The following is a 16,653-nucleotide window of genomic DNA, read 5'->3' as shown; positions in this document are numbered from 1 at the left end:
TCAGTCCTTTAGAGGGGTGTTATTCAACTGCTGCTTCATGTGCGACAGCAGGTCGATCAAACGGGTTTTGTCATCGGGCGTCACGCCGTGCAGCAGTTCGGCGATCCAGCCTTCGTGCACGCGCGCCATCTCGTCGAACGCGCGCCGGCCGGCCGGCGTCAGCTTGACGCTGTACGAGCGGCGGTCTTTCGGATCGACCACGCGCACCACGAGTTTTTCCTGCTCCAGCTGGTCGGTGATGCCCGTGATATTGCCGCCTGTGACCATCATGCGCCTGGACAGTTCGCCCATGCGCAAACCATCGGGAAAGCGTTCGAGCTGCGCCATCAGGTCGAAGCGGGGCAAGGTGATGCCGAAGGTGGCGCGCAGGCGCGTGCGCACTTCGTTTTCGATTTTCACCGTGCACGAGAGCATGCGCAGCCACAGCTTGAGCGACTGGTGGTGGTCCTGCGTCAGCCGGCTGGCCAGATCCAGCACGGGTTCGTCCTGCACATTTTCGTTTTCTTTGTCCATGATCTTCATTCTGTTACATGACTTCGCCGCCGGCGACGGCGATCGATTGTCCATTCATGGCGGACGACGCGGGCAGGCAAAGCCAGGCCACCGCATCGGCCACTTCGCGCGGCTGCACCAGCCGCTGCTGCGGATTGGCTGCCGCCAGTTCCGCGCGCGCCGCGTCTTCGCCGCGCCCCGTCTTGCGCACGATGTTCTGCACGGCTTGCGCCACCATATCCGTTTCCGTGTAGCCGGGGCAGACGGCGTTGACGGTGACGCCGCGCGGCGCCGCTTCCAGCGCCAGCGCGCGCGTCAGGCCGATCACGCCATGCTTGGCGGCGACATAGGCGCTGACGTAACGGTAACCCTTCAGGCCCGCCGTCGACGCCACGTTGACGATGCGCCCCCAGCCCGCTTCCAGCATGGCCGGCATGGCCGCCTGGCAGCAGTGGAACACGCCCGTCAGGTTCACGGCCAGCATCTGCTGCCAGATGGCGGCATCCGTCTTGCCGAATGGCGCAGCATGCGCCTGGCCCGCGTTATTGATCAATATATCGATGCGGCCGAAGTGCGCGGCGGCCTGCGCGAAGCCCGCCTGCACGGACGCTTCCACGGCCACGTCGAGCACGCAGATGGCCACCCGACCCGCATGGCCCGCCTCTTCCAGCTGCATGCGCGCGCGCGCCAGCCGCGCGCCATCGCGCCCGGCCAGCGTGACCCTGGCGCCCGCGTCCAGCAGAGCGCCTGCGCAGGCCAGGCCGATGCCGCTGCCGGCCCCCGTCACCAGCGCATGTTTTCCTGATAATGCGTCCATCGATGCTTCCTTGCTCATGTCATCCTTCCAGCAGCCGCGCGGCCACCTGTTGCGGGGTGAGACCCGTGTTGGCGGCGGCCAGCTGGCGCTCGCGCTGCAGATTGCGTTCCAGCTGCTGCTGGCCCGGCCGGTACTGTTTCGGCCAGGCTGCGCCGTTCCCAGCGCCTGCGCCGCTGTAGCCGATGCGCGCCATTTCCGTCAGGGTCCAGGCCGGGTTGGCCAGGTGCGGGCGGCCCACGGCGCACAGGTCGGCGCGCCCGGCGGCGATGATGCTGTTGGCGTGATCGGCTTCGAAAATCGAGCCGACGGCCATGCTGGCGATGCCCGCCTCGTTGCGCACGCGGTCGGCGAACGGCGCCTGGAACATGCGGCCGTACACGGGCTGTTCGAGTTTGCTGACCTGGCCCGAGGAACAGTCGATCAGGTCGGCACCGGCCTGCTTGAACAGGCGCGCGATGCGCACCGCATCGTCGGGCGTGATGCCGCCTTCGACCCAGTCGTGGGCCGAAATGCGCACGCTCATCGGTTTATCCTGCGGCCAGGCGGCGCGCATGGCGCGGAACACGCGCAGCGGATAGCGGCAGCGGTTTTCCAGGCTGCCGCCATATTCGTCGGTGCGGCGGTTGGTCAGCGGCGAAATAAAACTCGACAGCAGATAACCGTGCGCGCAATGCAGTTCCAGCCAGTCGAAACCGGCGACGGCGGCGGCCAGCGTGGCTCGCACGAAGTCCTGTTCGATGCGCGCCAGGTCGTTTTCCGTGGCCGCCCGCGCCACCTGCGACACGCCGGCCAGGTACTGCTGCTCCGAGGCCGAGACCAGCGGCCAGTTGCCCTCCCTGAGCGGCTGGTCGATGCCGTCCCACATGGGACGCGTCGAGCCTTTCGCCCCCGCGTGGCCCAGCTGCAGGGCGATCTTCGCATCGCTGTTCGCGTGCACAAAATCGACGATGCGCCGCCACGCCTGCGTGTGCGCTTCGCTGTACATACCGGGGCAGGCGGGCGTGATGCGCGCGTCGGCCGACACGCACGTCATCTCGGCAAACACGAGGCCGGCGCCGCCCATGGCGCGCGCGCCCAGGTGCATCAGATGGTAGTCGCCGGCCACGCCATCGACGGCGCTGTACTGCGCCATCGGCGAGACGGCGATGCGGTTTTTCAGCAGCACGCCGCGCAGCCGGAAAGGCGTGAGCATGGGCGGCAAGGCCTGATCCAGCATGTCCACGCCGGCCTGCTCGCACGCGCGCCGCGCCAGCCATGATTCATAGCCGGCCACGTAGGCGGGATCGCGCAGGCGCAGGTTTTCGTGCGAAATGCGCTGGCTGCGCGTCAGCATCGAATAGGCGAACTGCGGCGCCTCCATGGCGCTGTAGCGCTCGACGTTTTCAAACCACTCCATGGAATTGCGCGCCGCGCTCTGGATTTTCAGCACCTCGATGGCGCGCAGCTGCTGGTAGGCGGCCAGCGCAGCATCCGTACCAGCATGCTGGCCGAAGCAGCGCGCCAGTTCGATCGCGTCTTCCAGCGCCAGCTTGGTGCCCGAGCCGATCGAGTAATGCGCCGTGTGGGCCGCGTCGCCCATCAGCACGACGGGCACGCCGTCCTGCCGGTGCACCCATTGCCGGCAGACGATGCGCGGGAAGGTGATCCACTGCGCCGAGCCGCGCAAGTGCGGCGAATTGCTCAGTAAACCGTGGCCGTCGAGTTCCTCGGCGAACAGCGCTTCGCAAAAGGCGATGCCCTCTTCCTGGCTCATGGCGTCCAGTCCCGCCGCGCGCCACACGTGTTCGGGCGTTTCGACGATGAAGGTCGATGTCTCGCCGTCATACTGGTAGATATGCGCCTGGAACCAGCCGTGTTGCGTCTGGCGGAAGGCAAACGTGAAGGCCTCGAATTTCTTGCGCGTGCCCAGCCAGACGAAACGGCAATGGCGCTGGTCGATCTCGGGCTGGTAGCTGGCCGCATAGCGCGTGCGGATGCGGCTGTTCAAGCCGTCGCTGGCGATCACCAGGTCGGCGCCGTACTGCTTCGCGATGGCCTGGTCGTCCCGCACTTCCGTCTCGAACACCAACTGCACGCCGAGTTCCTCGCAGCGCGCCTGCAGGATGTTGAGCAGGCGCTTGCGGCCGATGCCGCAAAAGCCATGGCCGCCGGAGCGCACGGTCTCGCCCTTGAAGTGGATCTCGATATCGTCCCAGTGATTGAACGCCTGCAGGATGGCGCGCGCCGTCGGCTCGTCCGCGTTGGCCAGGTTGCCCAGGGTCTGGTCGGAAAACACCACGCCCCAGCCAAACGTGTCGTACGGCCGGTTGCGCTCGATGACGGTGATGCGGTGATCCGGGTTCTGCTTTTTCATGAGCAGGCTGAAATACAGGCCGGCGGGTCCGCCGCCGATGCAGACGATATTCATGGGGTATCCGTGCGAAGTTTGAAGCGCTGCAGCTTGCCCGTTTCCGTGCGCGGCAGCGCAGGCAGGAAGCGGATGGCGCGCGGGTATTTATACGGGGCGATCTGCTGGCGCACGAAGTCCTGCAGTTCAGCTGCCAGCAGGTCGCTGGCCTGGCAGCCCTCCTTGAGCACGATGTGCGCCTCGACGATCTGGCCACGCTCGGCATCGGCGCGCCCGACCACGCCGCACTCGGCCACGGCCGGATGGCGCAGCAGCGCCTCCTCCACTTCCGGGCCGGCGATGTTGTAGCCGGCCGAGACGATCATGTCGTCGCTGCGCGAGCGGTAATAGAAGTAGCCGTCGCCGTCCATCTCGAAGGTGTCGCCCGTCAGGTTCCAGCCGTTCTGCACGTATTCGCGCTGGCGCGGGTCGGACAGGTAGCGGCAGCCCGTAGGGCCTTTCACGGCCAGGCGGCCCGTCACGCCGGGCGGCTGCGGCACGCCCGCATCGTCGACGATGCACGCCTGGTAGCCGGGGATGGCCTTGCCGATGGCGCCGCGGCGGATGCCCTCGCCCGTGGCGGAAATGAAGATGTGCAGCATTTCGGTGGCGCCGATGCCATCCGTCATGGCCAGGCCCGTCGCCGCCTGCCAGGCGTCGCGCGTGGCCAGCGGCAGCGCCTCGCCTGCCGACACGCACAAGCGCAGGCTGCTCAAATCGTGGCCGGCCGCCAGGGGCGCCATCTGGCGGTAAAAAGTCGGCGCCGTGAAGCAGATCGTGGCCTGATAGGCAGCGATGGCGCGCAGCAGGCCGTCGGGCGTGAGTTTTTCCAGCAGCACGGTGGCCGCGCCAAAACGCAGGGGAAACAGCAGCAGGCCGCCGAGGCCGAAAGTAAAAGCCAGCGGCGGCGTGCCGATGAAGATATCGTCGGCGCGCACCTGCAGCATGGAACGGGGAAAGCAGTCGCAGATGGCCAGCAGGTCGCGGTGCATGTGCATGGTGCCCTTGGGGACGCCCGTCGTGCCCGAAGTAAAGCTGATCAGGCAGACGTCGTCGGCCGCTGTGTCGTGCGCGGGAAACGGCACATCGTGGGCCGCCATGCGCCGTTCCAGTTCCGCATCGGCGGCGCCAAAGCACAGCATGGCCGGCAAGTCTGGCAAGCCGTCGAGCTCCGCGCGCAAGCCCTGCGCGCACAGCACGGCATTGACTTGCGCTTTTGTCAGGATGGTGGACAGTTCGCGCGCGCGCAGCAACGGCATGGTGGGCACGGCGATGCAGCCGGCCTTCAGCACGGCCAGCAGGCAGGCGGCCATCATCGGGGTATTGGCGCCGCGCAGCAGCACGCGGTTGCCGGGGATCAGGCCCAGGTCGGCGCGCAGCACGTGGGCGATGCGGTCGACTTGCCGCGCCAGATCAGCGTAGCTCCAGCGCTGGCCGTCGGCAAGGATGGCGGTGCGCTCGCCGCCGCCGTTGGCCACGGCCGCATCAAGCAGCGCGGCGACGCAATTGAGGCGCGGCGGATACTGCAGCTCGGGCAAATCAAGGCACAGCTGCGGCCAGAGTGCGCGCGGCGGCAGGTGCGCGCGCGCAAAGTCGTCCTGGGGAGATGCGGTGGTAGGCGAAGGGTCGCTGCTCATGCTCATCCTGGCTGGTGACGGGCGCGTGCACAAGGCCCGGAAGCAGATACTTTAAACCTAAAGTATTTTTCCAGCAAGCAGAAAACAGAAATTTCAACACACCTAACAAAACCGTAGCGAGCGGATGGGAGTTGTGGCCGAGAAGCGGAGCTGTGCGGATGCACAGTGAGCATCGGAAGCCGCAAATCACGACGCGCAGTAGGTTTTGTTATGGTGTATCAGTCGGCGCCGTCCTGGCGCAGCAAACGCGCCTGCTGCGCCGCGCTGCGCGCCAGCGCGGCCAGGGCCGCCTGTATCTGCTCGCCATCGAGCACGGCCGACTGCAGCAAGGCGCTCATGCCGGCTTCCGCGCCGTGCAAGCCCAGGGTGCGGCAACCGAGGTGCAGCCGTTCGAGCTGCTGGCGCGCCTGGGCCGGTTCGCCGCGCGCCAGCAAGGCGTCGACCTGTTCGGTGGCGGCGACTATCTGCCCCTGGAAGCCCGTCAAGTAGGCCAGCAGGCGTTCGCCGTCAATGCCCAGCCGCTGCAAAGTGTCGCGCGGCGCCTCGGCCGGCAAGGCGCAGACGTCGAAGCAGGCGTCGATATGCTGGCGCACCTCCTCCGGCTGAAAGGGTTTGACGATGTAGCCGGCGGCGCCGGCCTGCACGGCGTCGCGCACCGTGTCCTGGTCATTGGCCGACGAGACCAGCACCAGCGGCATGGCGTCGAGCGCGCTGTCGGAGCGGATTTTCTGCAGCAGCTCCATGCCGGACAGGCGCGGCATGCGCAAGTCGCAAAAGCACAGCGCGGGGCGCAAGCCGCCTTCGAGCTGCTCCCACGCCGCCGCGCCATCTTCGGCTTCCACGATATCGTGCACGCCGCAGCTGTCGATCAGATGCATCAATACCATGCGCGACACGACATCGTCGTCAACCACCAGTACTTTCATTGCTTTCTCCATTGGCGGCAGCGTCAGGGTGCCTGGCCGTATTCTACCCAGTTTCGCCGCGCGCTCCACGGCTGGAATTGCCTATTTTACATTTCCTTGCCCGAAACGGCTATTTGCGCCAACAGTGCGCGCAATTGCGGCAAATGCAGGGCCACCTGCGTCCAGCGCCCGCCATCGGCCGCCTCCTCCATTTCCGTGCACAGCATGTGCAGCTGCGTTTCGTCGAGATAGGCGGCGCTGCCCTTCAATCCGTGCAGCAGGCGCCCGGCGTTGTCCTGGTCCTGCGCCGCCAGGGCATCGTCGAGTTCGCGCAGGCGCCCTTCCAGGTCGGCGACAAAGGCGACGCGGATGCGCCGCTGCAGTTCGCCGCTGCGGATGGATTGGGCGGACGCCGCCGCCGGGATGGCAGGCGCGACGCCGAACAGGGCGTCGAGTTCCACCTGCCCCCGCGCGCTAGCGCGCGGCGCGTTCGATGGCATGCGCGGCAACATGAAACCGCGCTGCAACTGGCGCTCGATGGCGCGCGCCAGCAAGCCATGCAGCGCCGCCTCGTCCACCGGTTTGCTGAGGAAATCATCCATGCCGACGCCCAAGTAGCGGCTGCGGTCCTCTTCGCTGGCGTTCGCCGTCAGGGCCACGATCATCAGTTCCTGGTCGCGCACGGGCTGGTCCGGCCAGCCGCCCACGCGGATCAGACGCGTCGCCGTGGCGCCGTCCATCTCCGGCATGCGCCCGTCCATCAGGATCAGGTCATAGCGCGTATGCACGCAGGCCGCCACGGCCAGCACGCCGTTGGCGACCACGTCGACCCGGTGCCCCAGTTCTTCGAGCATGACGCGGATGATGATCTGGTTGGTCGGGAAATCTTCCGCGCACAGCACGCGCAACTGGTGGCTGTGCGGCGCCAGCGCCACCTGCGGCACCAGCGGCGGTGCCACGCCATCGGCCAGCGGCAGGGTGAAAGCAAACGTGCTGCCCTGCCCCGGCGTGCTGGCCACCTCGATCTCGCCGTCCATCAGTTCGACCAGCTGGCGGCAGATCGCCAGACCCAGCCCCGTGCCGCCGTAGCGCCGCGTGGTGCTGGCATCGGCCTGCTCGAACTTCTGGAACAGGCGCGCCATCGCGTCCGCATCGATGCCGATGCCGCTGTCGCTGACGCTAAAGCGGATCAGGTTGACACGGCGTCCGCCGCTGCCGCTGCCGCTGGCCACGCCGGCCCGCTCGACGCACACGCTGACGCCGCCGCGCTGGGTGAACTTGAAGGCATTGCCGACCAGGTTGACCAGCACCTGGCGCAAGCGGGTCGGGTCGCCCACCACGAAGGGCGGCAGGTCGGGCGCGAAATCGATGGAGAAACCGATGCTGCGCGCGGCCGCCTGCTCCTCGAACAGGGTCACGACCGTCTCGATGGCCGCGCCGAGCGCGAAATCGATGTTTTCGATACTCAGCTTGCCCGCCTCGATCTTGGAAAAATCGAGCAAGTCATTGATGATCACCAGCAGCGACTGGGCATTGGCCTGGCCGCGCAGGATCTGCTCGCGCGTGGCGTCGTGCAGCTGCTCGTCGCGCAGGGCAAAACCCAGCATGCCGATCACGCCGGCCAGCGGGGTGCGCATCTCGTGGCTCATGTTGGCCAAAAATTCCGACTTCTGGCGCGTCGCATCCTCGGCCTTGCGCTTGGCCTGGCGCAGGCTTTCCTCGTTTTTCGTCAGGCTGCTGTTGACTTGCGCCAGCTTTTCCGACTGGGCCAGCACCTCGATTTCCTTGCTCTGCAACTCGGCCGTGCGTTCGCCGACCAGTTTTTCCAGCTCGTTCTGCTGGCGCCGCAGCGCGCGTACGCGCTGGCGGTACGCGCCATACACGGCGCCCAGCAGCAGCAGCGCCATCAGGGTGCGGAACCACCAGGTCTTCCAGAACGGCGGCAAAATCGTGATGGCCAGCGTGGCGCCGCTCTCGTTCCACACGCCGTCCTTGTTGGCCGCCTTGACGCGAAACACATAGTTGCCCGCGTCGAGGTTGGTGTAGGTGGCAAAGCGCCGCCCCGCATCCGTCATGACCCAGTCCTGGTCGAAGCCTTCGAGCCGGTAGGCGAACATATTGCGCTGGGGCGCGGCGAAATGCAGGGCCGCGAATTCCAGCGAAAAAACGCTTTCACGGCTGGTCAGCACCAACTCGCGCGTATGGTCGATGGCCTTCTTGAGCACATGCGCGAACTCGCCGCGGCCGATGGCCACCGGCTTGTTGAAGATCTGCAGTTCCGTGACGGCCACCAGCGGCGGCACGCGGTTGTCGTGGATATCCTGCGGCATGAACGCCGTCATGCCGTTGAAGCCGCCGAAATACATGGTGCCGTCCGACGCGCGCAGGGCCGCGCCGTCGAAGTACGAGCCTTCCACCGTGCCATCGGCGCTGTCGTAGTTGCGAAACAGGCCGCTGCGCATGTCGAGCCGCGTGATGCCGCTGTTCGTGCTCAGCCACAGCTGTTCGTTGTCGTCGCCGAGGATGCTGGCGACGGCGTCATCGGCCATGCCATCCTTGCGCAGGAAGCGCCGGAAGCGGATCCCGCCCTTGGCGTCGACGTCCATGCGGTTCAAGCCATTGGCCGTGCCCACCCACAGCACGCCGCGCTTGTCTTCGTGCAGGAAATGCACTTCATCGTGGCTCAGGCTCTGCGGGTTTTGCGGATCGTGGCGGAAATGGCGGAAGCGGCCGCTGGCGCGGTCCAGCAAGTCCAGGCCGTGGAAGGAGCCTATCCACAACCGCCCCTTGCCGTCTTCCAGCACGGGCCGCACCATGTTGTCGGACAGGCTGTTCGGATCGGCCGGGTCGTGGCGGTACGTGGTAAAACGGCGACTGACGGGATCGAAGCGGTGCACGCCGCCCCGCGTCGAGACCCACAGCATGCCGCTGCGGTCGCTCACGACATTGCGGATGGTGTCGCTGTTCGGGTCGCCGGCGGCAAAGCGCATGGTAAAAAAACGCCCCAGTGCCGGATCGAAGCGGTGCAAGCCCGTCGAGCCGCCCACCCACAATACGCCGTCCGGCGCCTTGTACAGGGTCGTGACCTGCTCGTCGCGCGACATGCCGGGTGCGCTGCGCAGGTCGAACAGGCGCGAGCTGCCGTCGCGCGTGTCGTACAGTTTCAGGCCGCCCTTGGTGGCCAGCCACAGCTTGCCATTGCCCGCGTCGGCCACGGCGCGCACTTTCTTGTCCGCCAGCGCGCCCACGTCGCCGGGCGCGCGCGCCATGCGCGCAAAGCCGCCGCTGCCCAGGTCGACCCGGCTCACGCCGTTGTACCAGGAACCGACCCAGAAGGTGCCGGCGCGGTCGCGGTAGAGCGACGACAGCTGGTTGTCGGCGACGCTGAACTTGTCGCCCGTCTGGTGCCGGTACTGCAGGAAGGTGTCGCTGTCGGGCAGCCAGCGGAACAGGCCATCGGCATTGCTGCCCAGCCAGACGGTGGCGTCGACATCCTGGTACAGGCTGGCCACGCGGATGGCGGAAAAGCCATGTTTCTCGCCGAAGCGCACTCTTGCCTGCGGCGGCTGGCCGGCGCCACCCAGACGCCAGCGCTCGGCGCCGGCCATGGTGCCGATCCACAGGTTCTGCTGGCGGTCGACCAGCAGCGACTGGATCACGTTGTACTTCGAGCCGGGCGTCGCATCGACGGCGAAATGCTCGAAGCGCTCGCTGCCCGGCGCCAGCATGTCCAGGCCCGTTACCGTGCCGATCCACAGGCGCTGTTGCGCGTCCAGCGCCAGCGCCTTGATTTCATTGTCGCCCAGGCTGTGCGGGTTGCCTTCTTCATGGTGCCAGGTGCGGAAGGCGCCGGTGGCGGGGTCGAAATGCTGCAAGCCGTCCGAGGTGGCGATCCAGAAGCCGCGCGCGCCATCGTCGAGGATGGCGTGGATATGCCGGTTGCCGTTGCCGCGCTTGCTCTTTTCGCCGGGACCATAATGGATGAAGGTCTGGCTGGCGGCGTCGAAGCGGTCCAGCCCATTGTCGGTGCCCACCCACAGCTGGCCCTGGCTATCGACATGCAGCTCGCCGACCCAGTTGTCGGCCAGGCTGGTCTTGTCGCCCTCGATATTCTTGTAGACGACCATGCGGTAGCCGTCGTAGCGGCTCAGGCCGGACTGGCTGCCGAACCACATATAGCCCTGCCGGTCCTGGGCGATGGCCAGCACCGATTCCTGCGCCAGGCCCTGGTCGACGCTGAGCTGGTCGAAACGCAGGGTGGGCGCAGGCGCCGCCATGGCCCAGCCGCCCAGCAGTAAAATTAACAGTGAGGCAACATCGCAAACACGTCGAAATACCAGCACAATCGTCCTGTCAAAAAAAACGCGAAACTCCGGCAACTGTTCCGGGGGCCGTCTCAAGAACCAAAAAACGCCAGTACATCGTCCTTGCGGGCCTGCGTATCGCGCTGTCCAAGACGGATCAGCTCGTTAGTATACGTCGATTCGAACAATAAATACGATGCCAGCGCCGCGCCGCGCGCTTCGGCCGCGCCGATGCCCGACAACATGGTGCGGATGGGACGCGGCAAACTGCCGATATGCCGGCTGGCGATGGCGTCGAGCCGCTCGGACGGCGCGATGACCAGCAATTCCACCGGCCGCAAGGCCGTCTTGCCCAGCAGCTCGGGCGGCAGCATCGACAAGGTCAGGTTGATGCGGTTCAGACGCTCGATGTCGACAGCCAGGCCGTCGAGGAAGATCGACGACAGCGCGTGGCCGGCGATCTGCGCCAGGCTCGGGTAGCGCGCCGCTTCCGACGCGGCCGGTGCCGGTTCCGTCATGCGTCCCGCGCCCACCACCAGCACCTTGTTCGCGCCCAGGTGGATGGCCGGCGAGATCGGCGCCAGCTGGCGCATGGAGCCGTCGCCGCAGTATTCGCGCTGGCCGCCCACGTACAGGGGCACGGCGGGAAAGATAAAAGGGATGGCGGCCGAGGCGAGCAAGTGTTCCACGCCGATCTGGTCGGGCAAGGCCAGGCGCTGCGTGCGCACCCAGGGCGCGATATCCCCGGCCGTCTGATAAAACGTCATGTGGCGGCTGCCCGAATACGACGACGCCGTCACGGCCAGCGCATGCAGCAAGCCGTCGGCCAGGGCCGCGTCCAGGCGCGGCAGGTCGAGCATGCGGTGCAGCAGGCTGACCAGCGGGGTATTGTCGAGCAGGGAATTGGGCGGCGACGCATGCCACTGGCGCAGCAGCCAGCCGAACGACAGCAAGGACAGCCAGCGCGCGCCCGAGCGTATCACGCCCAGCGAATCGGCACGGTAGACCTGCTCGACTTCGATGTGCTGCCACACGTCGAGCAGCTTTTGCACGCCTTCGCCGAAGTTATCGGCGCGGCAAGCCAGCGCCGTGGCGTTGATGGCGCCGGCCGAGGTGCCGCAGATGATGTCGAACGGGTTGCGCGCCGGCGCCCAGCCCGCTTCCCACAGAATCGCCGAAATCGCCTGCAGCACGCCCACCTGATAGGCGGCACGGGCGCCCCCTCCCGTGAGTATCAAGCCTGTTTTATTTTGCATTCCCATGCCGGCAGATTAGCAGGGTCTTGATACTTTGTGGAAAAGTTTGGAAGTTACTGAGTGCACCGGAAAAGGATGATACAAAGTGTGCAGAACAACATCCAGACAGACTGCCCACGTCACGGCGCCGGACAAAACCGTAGCGAGCGGAAGGGAGAGGTGGCCGAGAAGCGCAACCGTACTCTAGTACGGTGAGCATCGCAGGCCACCTATACCGACGCGCAGTAGGTTTGGTCCGGTGCCCCTAATCGCCTCGGACCATGCCTTCGCGCCGTGGATCGGCGCCGCCAAACCAGAAATCCTTGCCATGCGCATTCAGGCGCATGATGCCCTGCAAGCCGGAATTCTGCTCAATCACGCGCACCTCGTGGCCCATCGCCTGCAGCGCCTCGACCTGGGCGGCCGGCGCGCGGCCCTTTTCCAGCTCCGTCGGACCGTTGCGGCTGCCGAAGTTCGGCAGGCTGATGGCCTGCTGCACGTTCAAGCCCCAGTCCATGGTGCCGACCAGGACCTTGGCCACATAATTGATGATGGACGAACCGCCCGGGGAACCCGTGGCCAGCACCAGCTTGTGCGTGCCCTTCTCGAACACGAGGGTGGGCGACATGGCGCTGCGCGGACGCTTGCCCGCCTCGACCCGGTTGGCAATCGGACCGTCGGCATCGCGCGAATCGAACGAGAAATCCGTCAGCTGGTTATTCAGCAAGAAGCCGTCGACCATCTGGCGCGCGCCGAACGCGTCTTCCACGCTGGTGGTCATCGACAGGCCGCCCCCAAAAGCGTCCACGGCCACCAGGTGCGACGTCGACGGACGCTGCAGGGCATTGTCCATGCCCCACGCCACCTGCATGCCGGGCGGCGTGCCGGGCAAGGCTTTACCCATGGATTTGTCGCCGATCAGGGCGGCGCGCTGCGCCAGATAGGTTTTATCGAGCATCGAAGCGACGCCCTTGCCCGGCAGCGGCACGAAGTCCGTGTCGGCCACGTAGCGGTTGCGGTCCGCGTAGGCCAGGCGCCCCGCTTCCGAAAACAGGTGGATCGCCTGCGCATCGGGCACGCCGTCGACGGGCGCGTACGGGCGGATGTCCTTCACTTCCAGGATGCCCAGCATCTGCGCGATGGCGATGCCGCCCGACGATGGCGGCGGCATGCCGCACACGGTCCAGGCCTTGTAATCGCTGCAGACGGGCTCGCGCACCTTGGCCTGGTAGTTGGCGATATCCTGCGCCGTCAGCTTGCCCGGATTGGTCGGATGCGACGCCACCTTGGCGGCGATGTCGCGCGCGATGCGGCCGTTATAAAAAGCGTCGGCGCCGCCGCGGGCGATCTCGCGCAGGGTGCGCGCCAGCTGCGGATTTTTCAGCACGTGGCCGACAGGCCAGGCCTTGCCCTCGCCGTCATAGAAATACGCGGCGGCGACAGGGTCGCGCTTCAGGGCCTGGTCCCAGGTCAACAGGCCGTTGAGGCGCTGGCTGACGGGAAAGCCGCCGTGCGCGAGGCGGATGGCGGGACCGAACAGGGTCGCCCACGGCAGCTTGCCATGCTCCTTGTGTGCCAGCTCCAGCATGCGCAGCACGCCCGGCGCACCCACGGAGCGCCCGCCCACCACGCCCGTGGCGCGCGAGACGGGGCTGCCGTCGGCATTCTGGAACAGGTGTTCGTCCGCCGCGGCCGGCGCCGTTTCGCGCCCGTCGAAGGCCTGCACGCCCTTGGCCGTGGAGTACAGCAGGAAGGCGCCGCCGCCGATGCCCGACGATTGCGGCTCGACCAGGGTGAGCACCAGCTGCGTGGCGATGGCCGCGTCGATGGCGCTGCCGCCCTTTTTCAGCATCTGATAGCCGGCATCGGCGGCCAGCGGATTGGCGGCGGCGACCATGAATTTCTGCGCCGCCCAGCCACTTTTTTCCGCATACGCGGTGGCGATTTCCGGTGCCTTTTGCGGCACTTCGGCAAATACGGGACTGGCGGCCAACGCCCCCAGCAAGGTCAGGCTCAGCGCCAGCGGCTTCAATGCGATCATGGATTCTCCGATAAAAAAAGGGCGCACAGCCAGGCAAGGCTGTACGCCCCATACGGGGGTATCCTACATCAAATCACGCCACGCTTATTTGGGCTGCATGCGGATCGCACCATCGAGACGGATCGTTTCGCCATTGAGCATGACGTTTTCCACGATGGCCTTCACCAGTTGCGCGTATTCGCCGGGCTTGCCCAGGCGCGAAGGGAACGGCACCATCTTGCCCAGCGCATCCTGCACTTCGGCCGGCATGCCCAGCAACATCGGCGTCTCGAAGATGCCGGGCGCCACCGTCATCACGCGGATGCCGTTGCGCGACAGGTCGCGCGCCATCGGCAGGGTCAGGCCCACCACGGCCGCCTTCGACGAGGCGTAGGCCGCCTGGCCGATCTGGCCATCGTAGGCCGCCACGGAAGCCGTGTTGATGATGATGCCGCGCTCGCCTTCCGCCGTCGCGTCCTGTTTCGCCATGGCGTCAGCCGCCAGGCGGCACATATTGAAGGTGCCCACCAGGTTGATGTTGACGACTTTCTGGAACAGGGCCAGCGGGTGCGGGCCATCCTTGCCCACGGTTTTCACGGCCGGCGCCACGCCGGCGCAGTTGACCAGGCCGCGCAAAGTACCGAGCTTGGTGGCCGCAGCCACCACGGCCAGGCCGTCCTCTTCCGACGTCACGTCGCACTGCACGAACACGCCGTTCAGTTCAGCGGCCAGCGCCTGGCCCGCCTCCGTCTGCACATCGGCCAGCACGACCTTGCCGCCTGCTGCCGTCAGCATGCGCGCCGTGGCCGCGCCCAAACCCGATGCGCCGCCCGTGATGATGAATACATTGTCCTGAATCTGCATGAAAACTCCTGAGTGATAAGGGCCGTGTTCCCGGCGCCTGATGGTTGCATGGTGCCATAGTTACGTTTACGTAAACGTAATGTCGGCGACAATTGTAGCCATTTTTTGCGCAACACAGCCAAAAGTTATGGATAAACGGAGCAGGCCGGCGTTGGAGCGCTCAGCGGGACAGGACGAAAGCACCCGCCGTGATCAGCAGAATGCCGATCACTTTCGGCATGGTGAGCGCTTCCTGCAGCACGCAGCAGCCGATCAGGGTCACCAGCGCCATCGTGATGGCCGTCATGACGGGATAGGCCAGGCTGATTTGCAGCTTTTCCAGCGCCACCGCATAGCAGATGAAACCGAGGGCATAGGCTCCCCCTGCGCCGCCCAGCCACAGCAGGCGGACGATATTCAGGCCGCTGCCATACTGGCTGGACATTTTGATCAGCAAGGTGGCCGCCGCGCTGGCCACTGAGGCCAGCGCGCACCATAGGAAGCCTGCAGAAGCGGAAGTCATCATCGGTAGCAGTTCGGGTACGGTTTCGGGAGAGGGTGCGACATTCTACAGGCTGGCGCCGACCGCCAGCGCCATGCAGGCGGCGATGACCACGAGGCTGACGGGATCTTTACTCACATACAACACGGGATCCTCGTTGACCTCGCCCCTGAAGGCCAGCGTCCACAATCGTCCCAGCCAGAACACCAGCAGGGGCACGATACCCAGCAACAGGTAAGGGCGCGCATACAGCACCAGGATATTTTGGGAATTAAAGTACAGCATGAACACCAGCAGCGAAATGAATCCGCTGTTCACGCCCATGATGCCGATCGGCGCCTTATCGGCCGTCGTATAGCTGCGGCCGCGCGTCTTTTCCTTGCCTTGGCGCTCCAGATTGAATAACTCGCTATAGCGCTTGAGCAGCGCCAGGCTAAGGAAAATAAAGAAGGAAAAGGCCAGCAGCCAGAACGACGGTTCGATATGCGTCGCCGCGCTGCCCCCCAGTATGCGCAAGGTATACAGGATGGCGAGGGTGACGATATCGACCATCAGCAAGCGCTTCAGGTAAATCGAGTACGCGAGGGTGGTGGCGAAGTAAATCGCCACGGCCAGCAACAGCAGCGGATCGAACAGTGCGCAAATGGCCAGCGCCAGGATGGCCAGCAGCGGACTGGCCAGAAGGGCAACGGGCAGCGGCAGGCTGCCGGCGGCTATGGGCCGGCGGCACTTGCTGGGGTGGCGTCGGTCATCGGGCGCATCGAGCGCATCATTGAGCAGATAGGCGCTAGAGGCGCACAGCGAAAAAGCCACAAACGCCACCAGCGCCTGCAGGAAAGTCGGCAGATTCAGCGCATGGCCGGCCAGCATCGGCACAAAGACCAGCAGATTCTTCAGCCACTGGCGGGGCCGCATTGCCTTGAGCAGGGGCGCGCCCCACCCGGTGCGCGGCGTGCCCGCTGGCTGCGTGGCGCCGCCACCCGCCAGCCGGAACGGCGTGCGCGTGACGGAAAGCGCCACGTTGCTGGCATTCCATACCGCGACGTCAACACTGGCATTGCCTATGTAATCAAACCCCCTGGCACCAAACAGTTCGCTCAGTTGATGCGCCTTGTTGTGCGAAGTGAGATTGATCCCGCCCTCGGTGGCCAGCACGCGGTCAAACAGCCCCAGGTGGACGGCGATGGCATCGGCGAAACGGCGCTGCGAACCTGTCGCCAGAATGATCTGGCGCCCTTCGCTGCGCTGGCGCGCAAGGTCGGCCAGCAAAATCTGATCATACGGCAAGGCTTGTGGATCGATCTCCACCATGTCCGCCATTTTTTCCTTGAAGCCAGCCTTGCCGGAAAATAGCCAGAACGGCAAGCGCCAGAGCTGCAGGAAGCGCACTTTGATAAAGATGAGAATCGCTTCCCACAGCAAGTCCGAATGGATCAGCGTACCGTCGAGATCAACCACCAGCGGTACACTCTTCTGTTCACCCTGCGCGTGCAACATCGGTTCGGCCATGAT

11 protein-coding genes are annotated in these 16,653 nt (G+C 65.8%); all 11 read right to left on the bottom strand.

Annotated features, from left to right (window positions below; translation table 11 throughout):
* The 11 genes from JAB4_RS08905 to JAB4_RS08855 all read right to left on the bottom strand — a co-directional run bounded on the left by JAB4_RS08905 (window position 1) and on the right by JAB4_RS08855 (window position 16,650).
* Window positions 1-513, bottom strand: coding sequence for a MarR family transcriptional regulator (locus JAB4_RS08905; protein WP_083287188.1), 513 nt, complete (start codon window positions 511-513; stop codon window positions 1-3).
* A 13-nt stretch (window positions 514-526) separates the two neighbouring features.
* The gene (locus tag JAB4_RS08900; RefSeq protein WP_227742123.1) at window positions 527-1,309 is read right to left on the bottom strand and encodes an SDR family NAD(P)-dependent oxidoreductase; all 783 of its coding nucleotides are present in this window, start codon (window positions 1,307-1,309) and stop codon (window positions 527-529) included.
* Between the two features lie 19 nt (window positions 1,310-1,328).
* Window positions 1,329-3,716, bottom strand: a complete 2,388-nt coding sequence (locus JAB4_RS08895; RefSeq protein WP_070224597.1) for a bifunctional salicylyl-CoA 5-hydroxylase/oxidoreductase — start codon at window positions 3,714-3,716, stop codon at window positions 1,329-1,331.
* Complete coding sequence (locus tag JAB4_RS08890) at window positions 3,713-5,332, bottom strand: AMP-binding protein (protein ID WP_070224598.1); 1,620 nt, start codon at window positions 5,330-5,332, stop codon at window positions 3,713-3,715. Before JAB4_RS08890 ends, JAB4_RS08895 begins: the two co-directional genes overlap by 4 nt.
* A 218-nt stretch (window positions 5,333-5,550) precedes the next feature.
* Window positions 5,551-6,258: a response regulator gene (locus JAB4_RS08885; protein WP_070224599.1), complete on the bottom strand. Its 708-nt coding sequence runs from the start codon at window positions 6,256-6,258 to the stop codon at window positions 5,551-5,553.
* 86 nt (window positions 6,259-6,344) lie between these two features.
* The gene (locus JAB4_RS08880; protein WP_070224600.1) at window positions 6,345-10,514 is read right to left on the bottom strand and encodes a two-component regulator propeller domain-containing protein; all 4,170 of its coding nucleotides are present in this window, start codon (window positions 10,512-10,514) and stop codon (window positions 6,345-6,347) included.
* Window positions 10,515-10,633: 119 nt separating this feature from the next.
* Window positions 10,634-11,803: a patatin-like phospholipase family protein gene (locus JAB4_RS08875; protein WP_070224601.1), complete on the bottom strand. Its 1,170-nt coding sequence runs from the start codon at window positions 11,801-11,803 to the stop codon at window positions 10,634-10,636.
* A gap of 238 nt (window positions 11,804-12,041) precedes the next feature.
* The gene (gene ggt / locus JAB4_RS08870; protein WP_070224602.1) at window positions 12,042-13,817 is read right to left on the bottom strand and encodes a gamma-glutamyltransferase; all 1,776 of its coding nucleotides are present in this window, start codon (window positions 13,815-13,817) and stop codon (window positions 12,042-12,044) included.
* 84 nt (window positions 13,818-13,901) lie between these two features.
* Entirely contained in the window at window positions 13,902-14,660 is a 759-nt protein-coding gene (locus JAB4_RS08865) for a 3-hydroxyacyl-CoA dehydrogenase (protein ID WP_070224603.1), read from the bottom strand.
* 160 nt (window positions 14,661-14,820) lie between these two features.
* The gene (locus JAB4_RS08860; RefSeq protein WP_071650290.1) at window positions 14,821-15,165 is read right to left on the bottom strand and encodes an SMR family transporter; all 345 of its coding nucleotides are present in this window, start codon (window positions 15,163-15,165) and stop codon (window positions 14,821-14,823) included.
* A 42-nt stretch (window positions 15,166-15,207) separates the two neighbouring features.
* Window positions 15,208-16,650 carry a UbiA family prenyltransferase gene (locus tag JAB4_RS08855; RefSeq protein ID WP_083287177.1) on the bottom strand — a complete coding sequence of 481 codons (1,443 nt, stop codon included), beginning with the start codon at window positions 16,648-16,650 and terminating at the stop codon, window positions 15,208-15,210.
* Between the last annotated feature and the right edge of the window lie 3 nt (window positions 16,651-16,653).

The organism is Janthinobacterium sp. HH102 (genome assembly GCF_001758625.2).
GTDB lineage: Bacteria > Pseudomonadota > Gammaproteobacteria > Burkholderiales > Burkholderiaceae_D > Janthinobacterium.
Note: the sequence above shows the minus strand (reverse complement) of the source record. Positions and strands in the feature narration are given on the sequence as shown.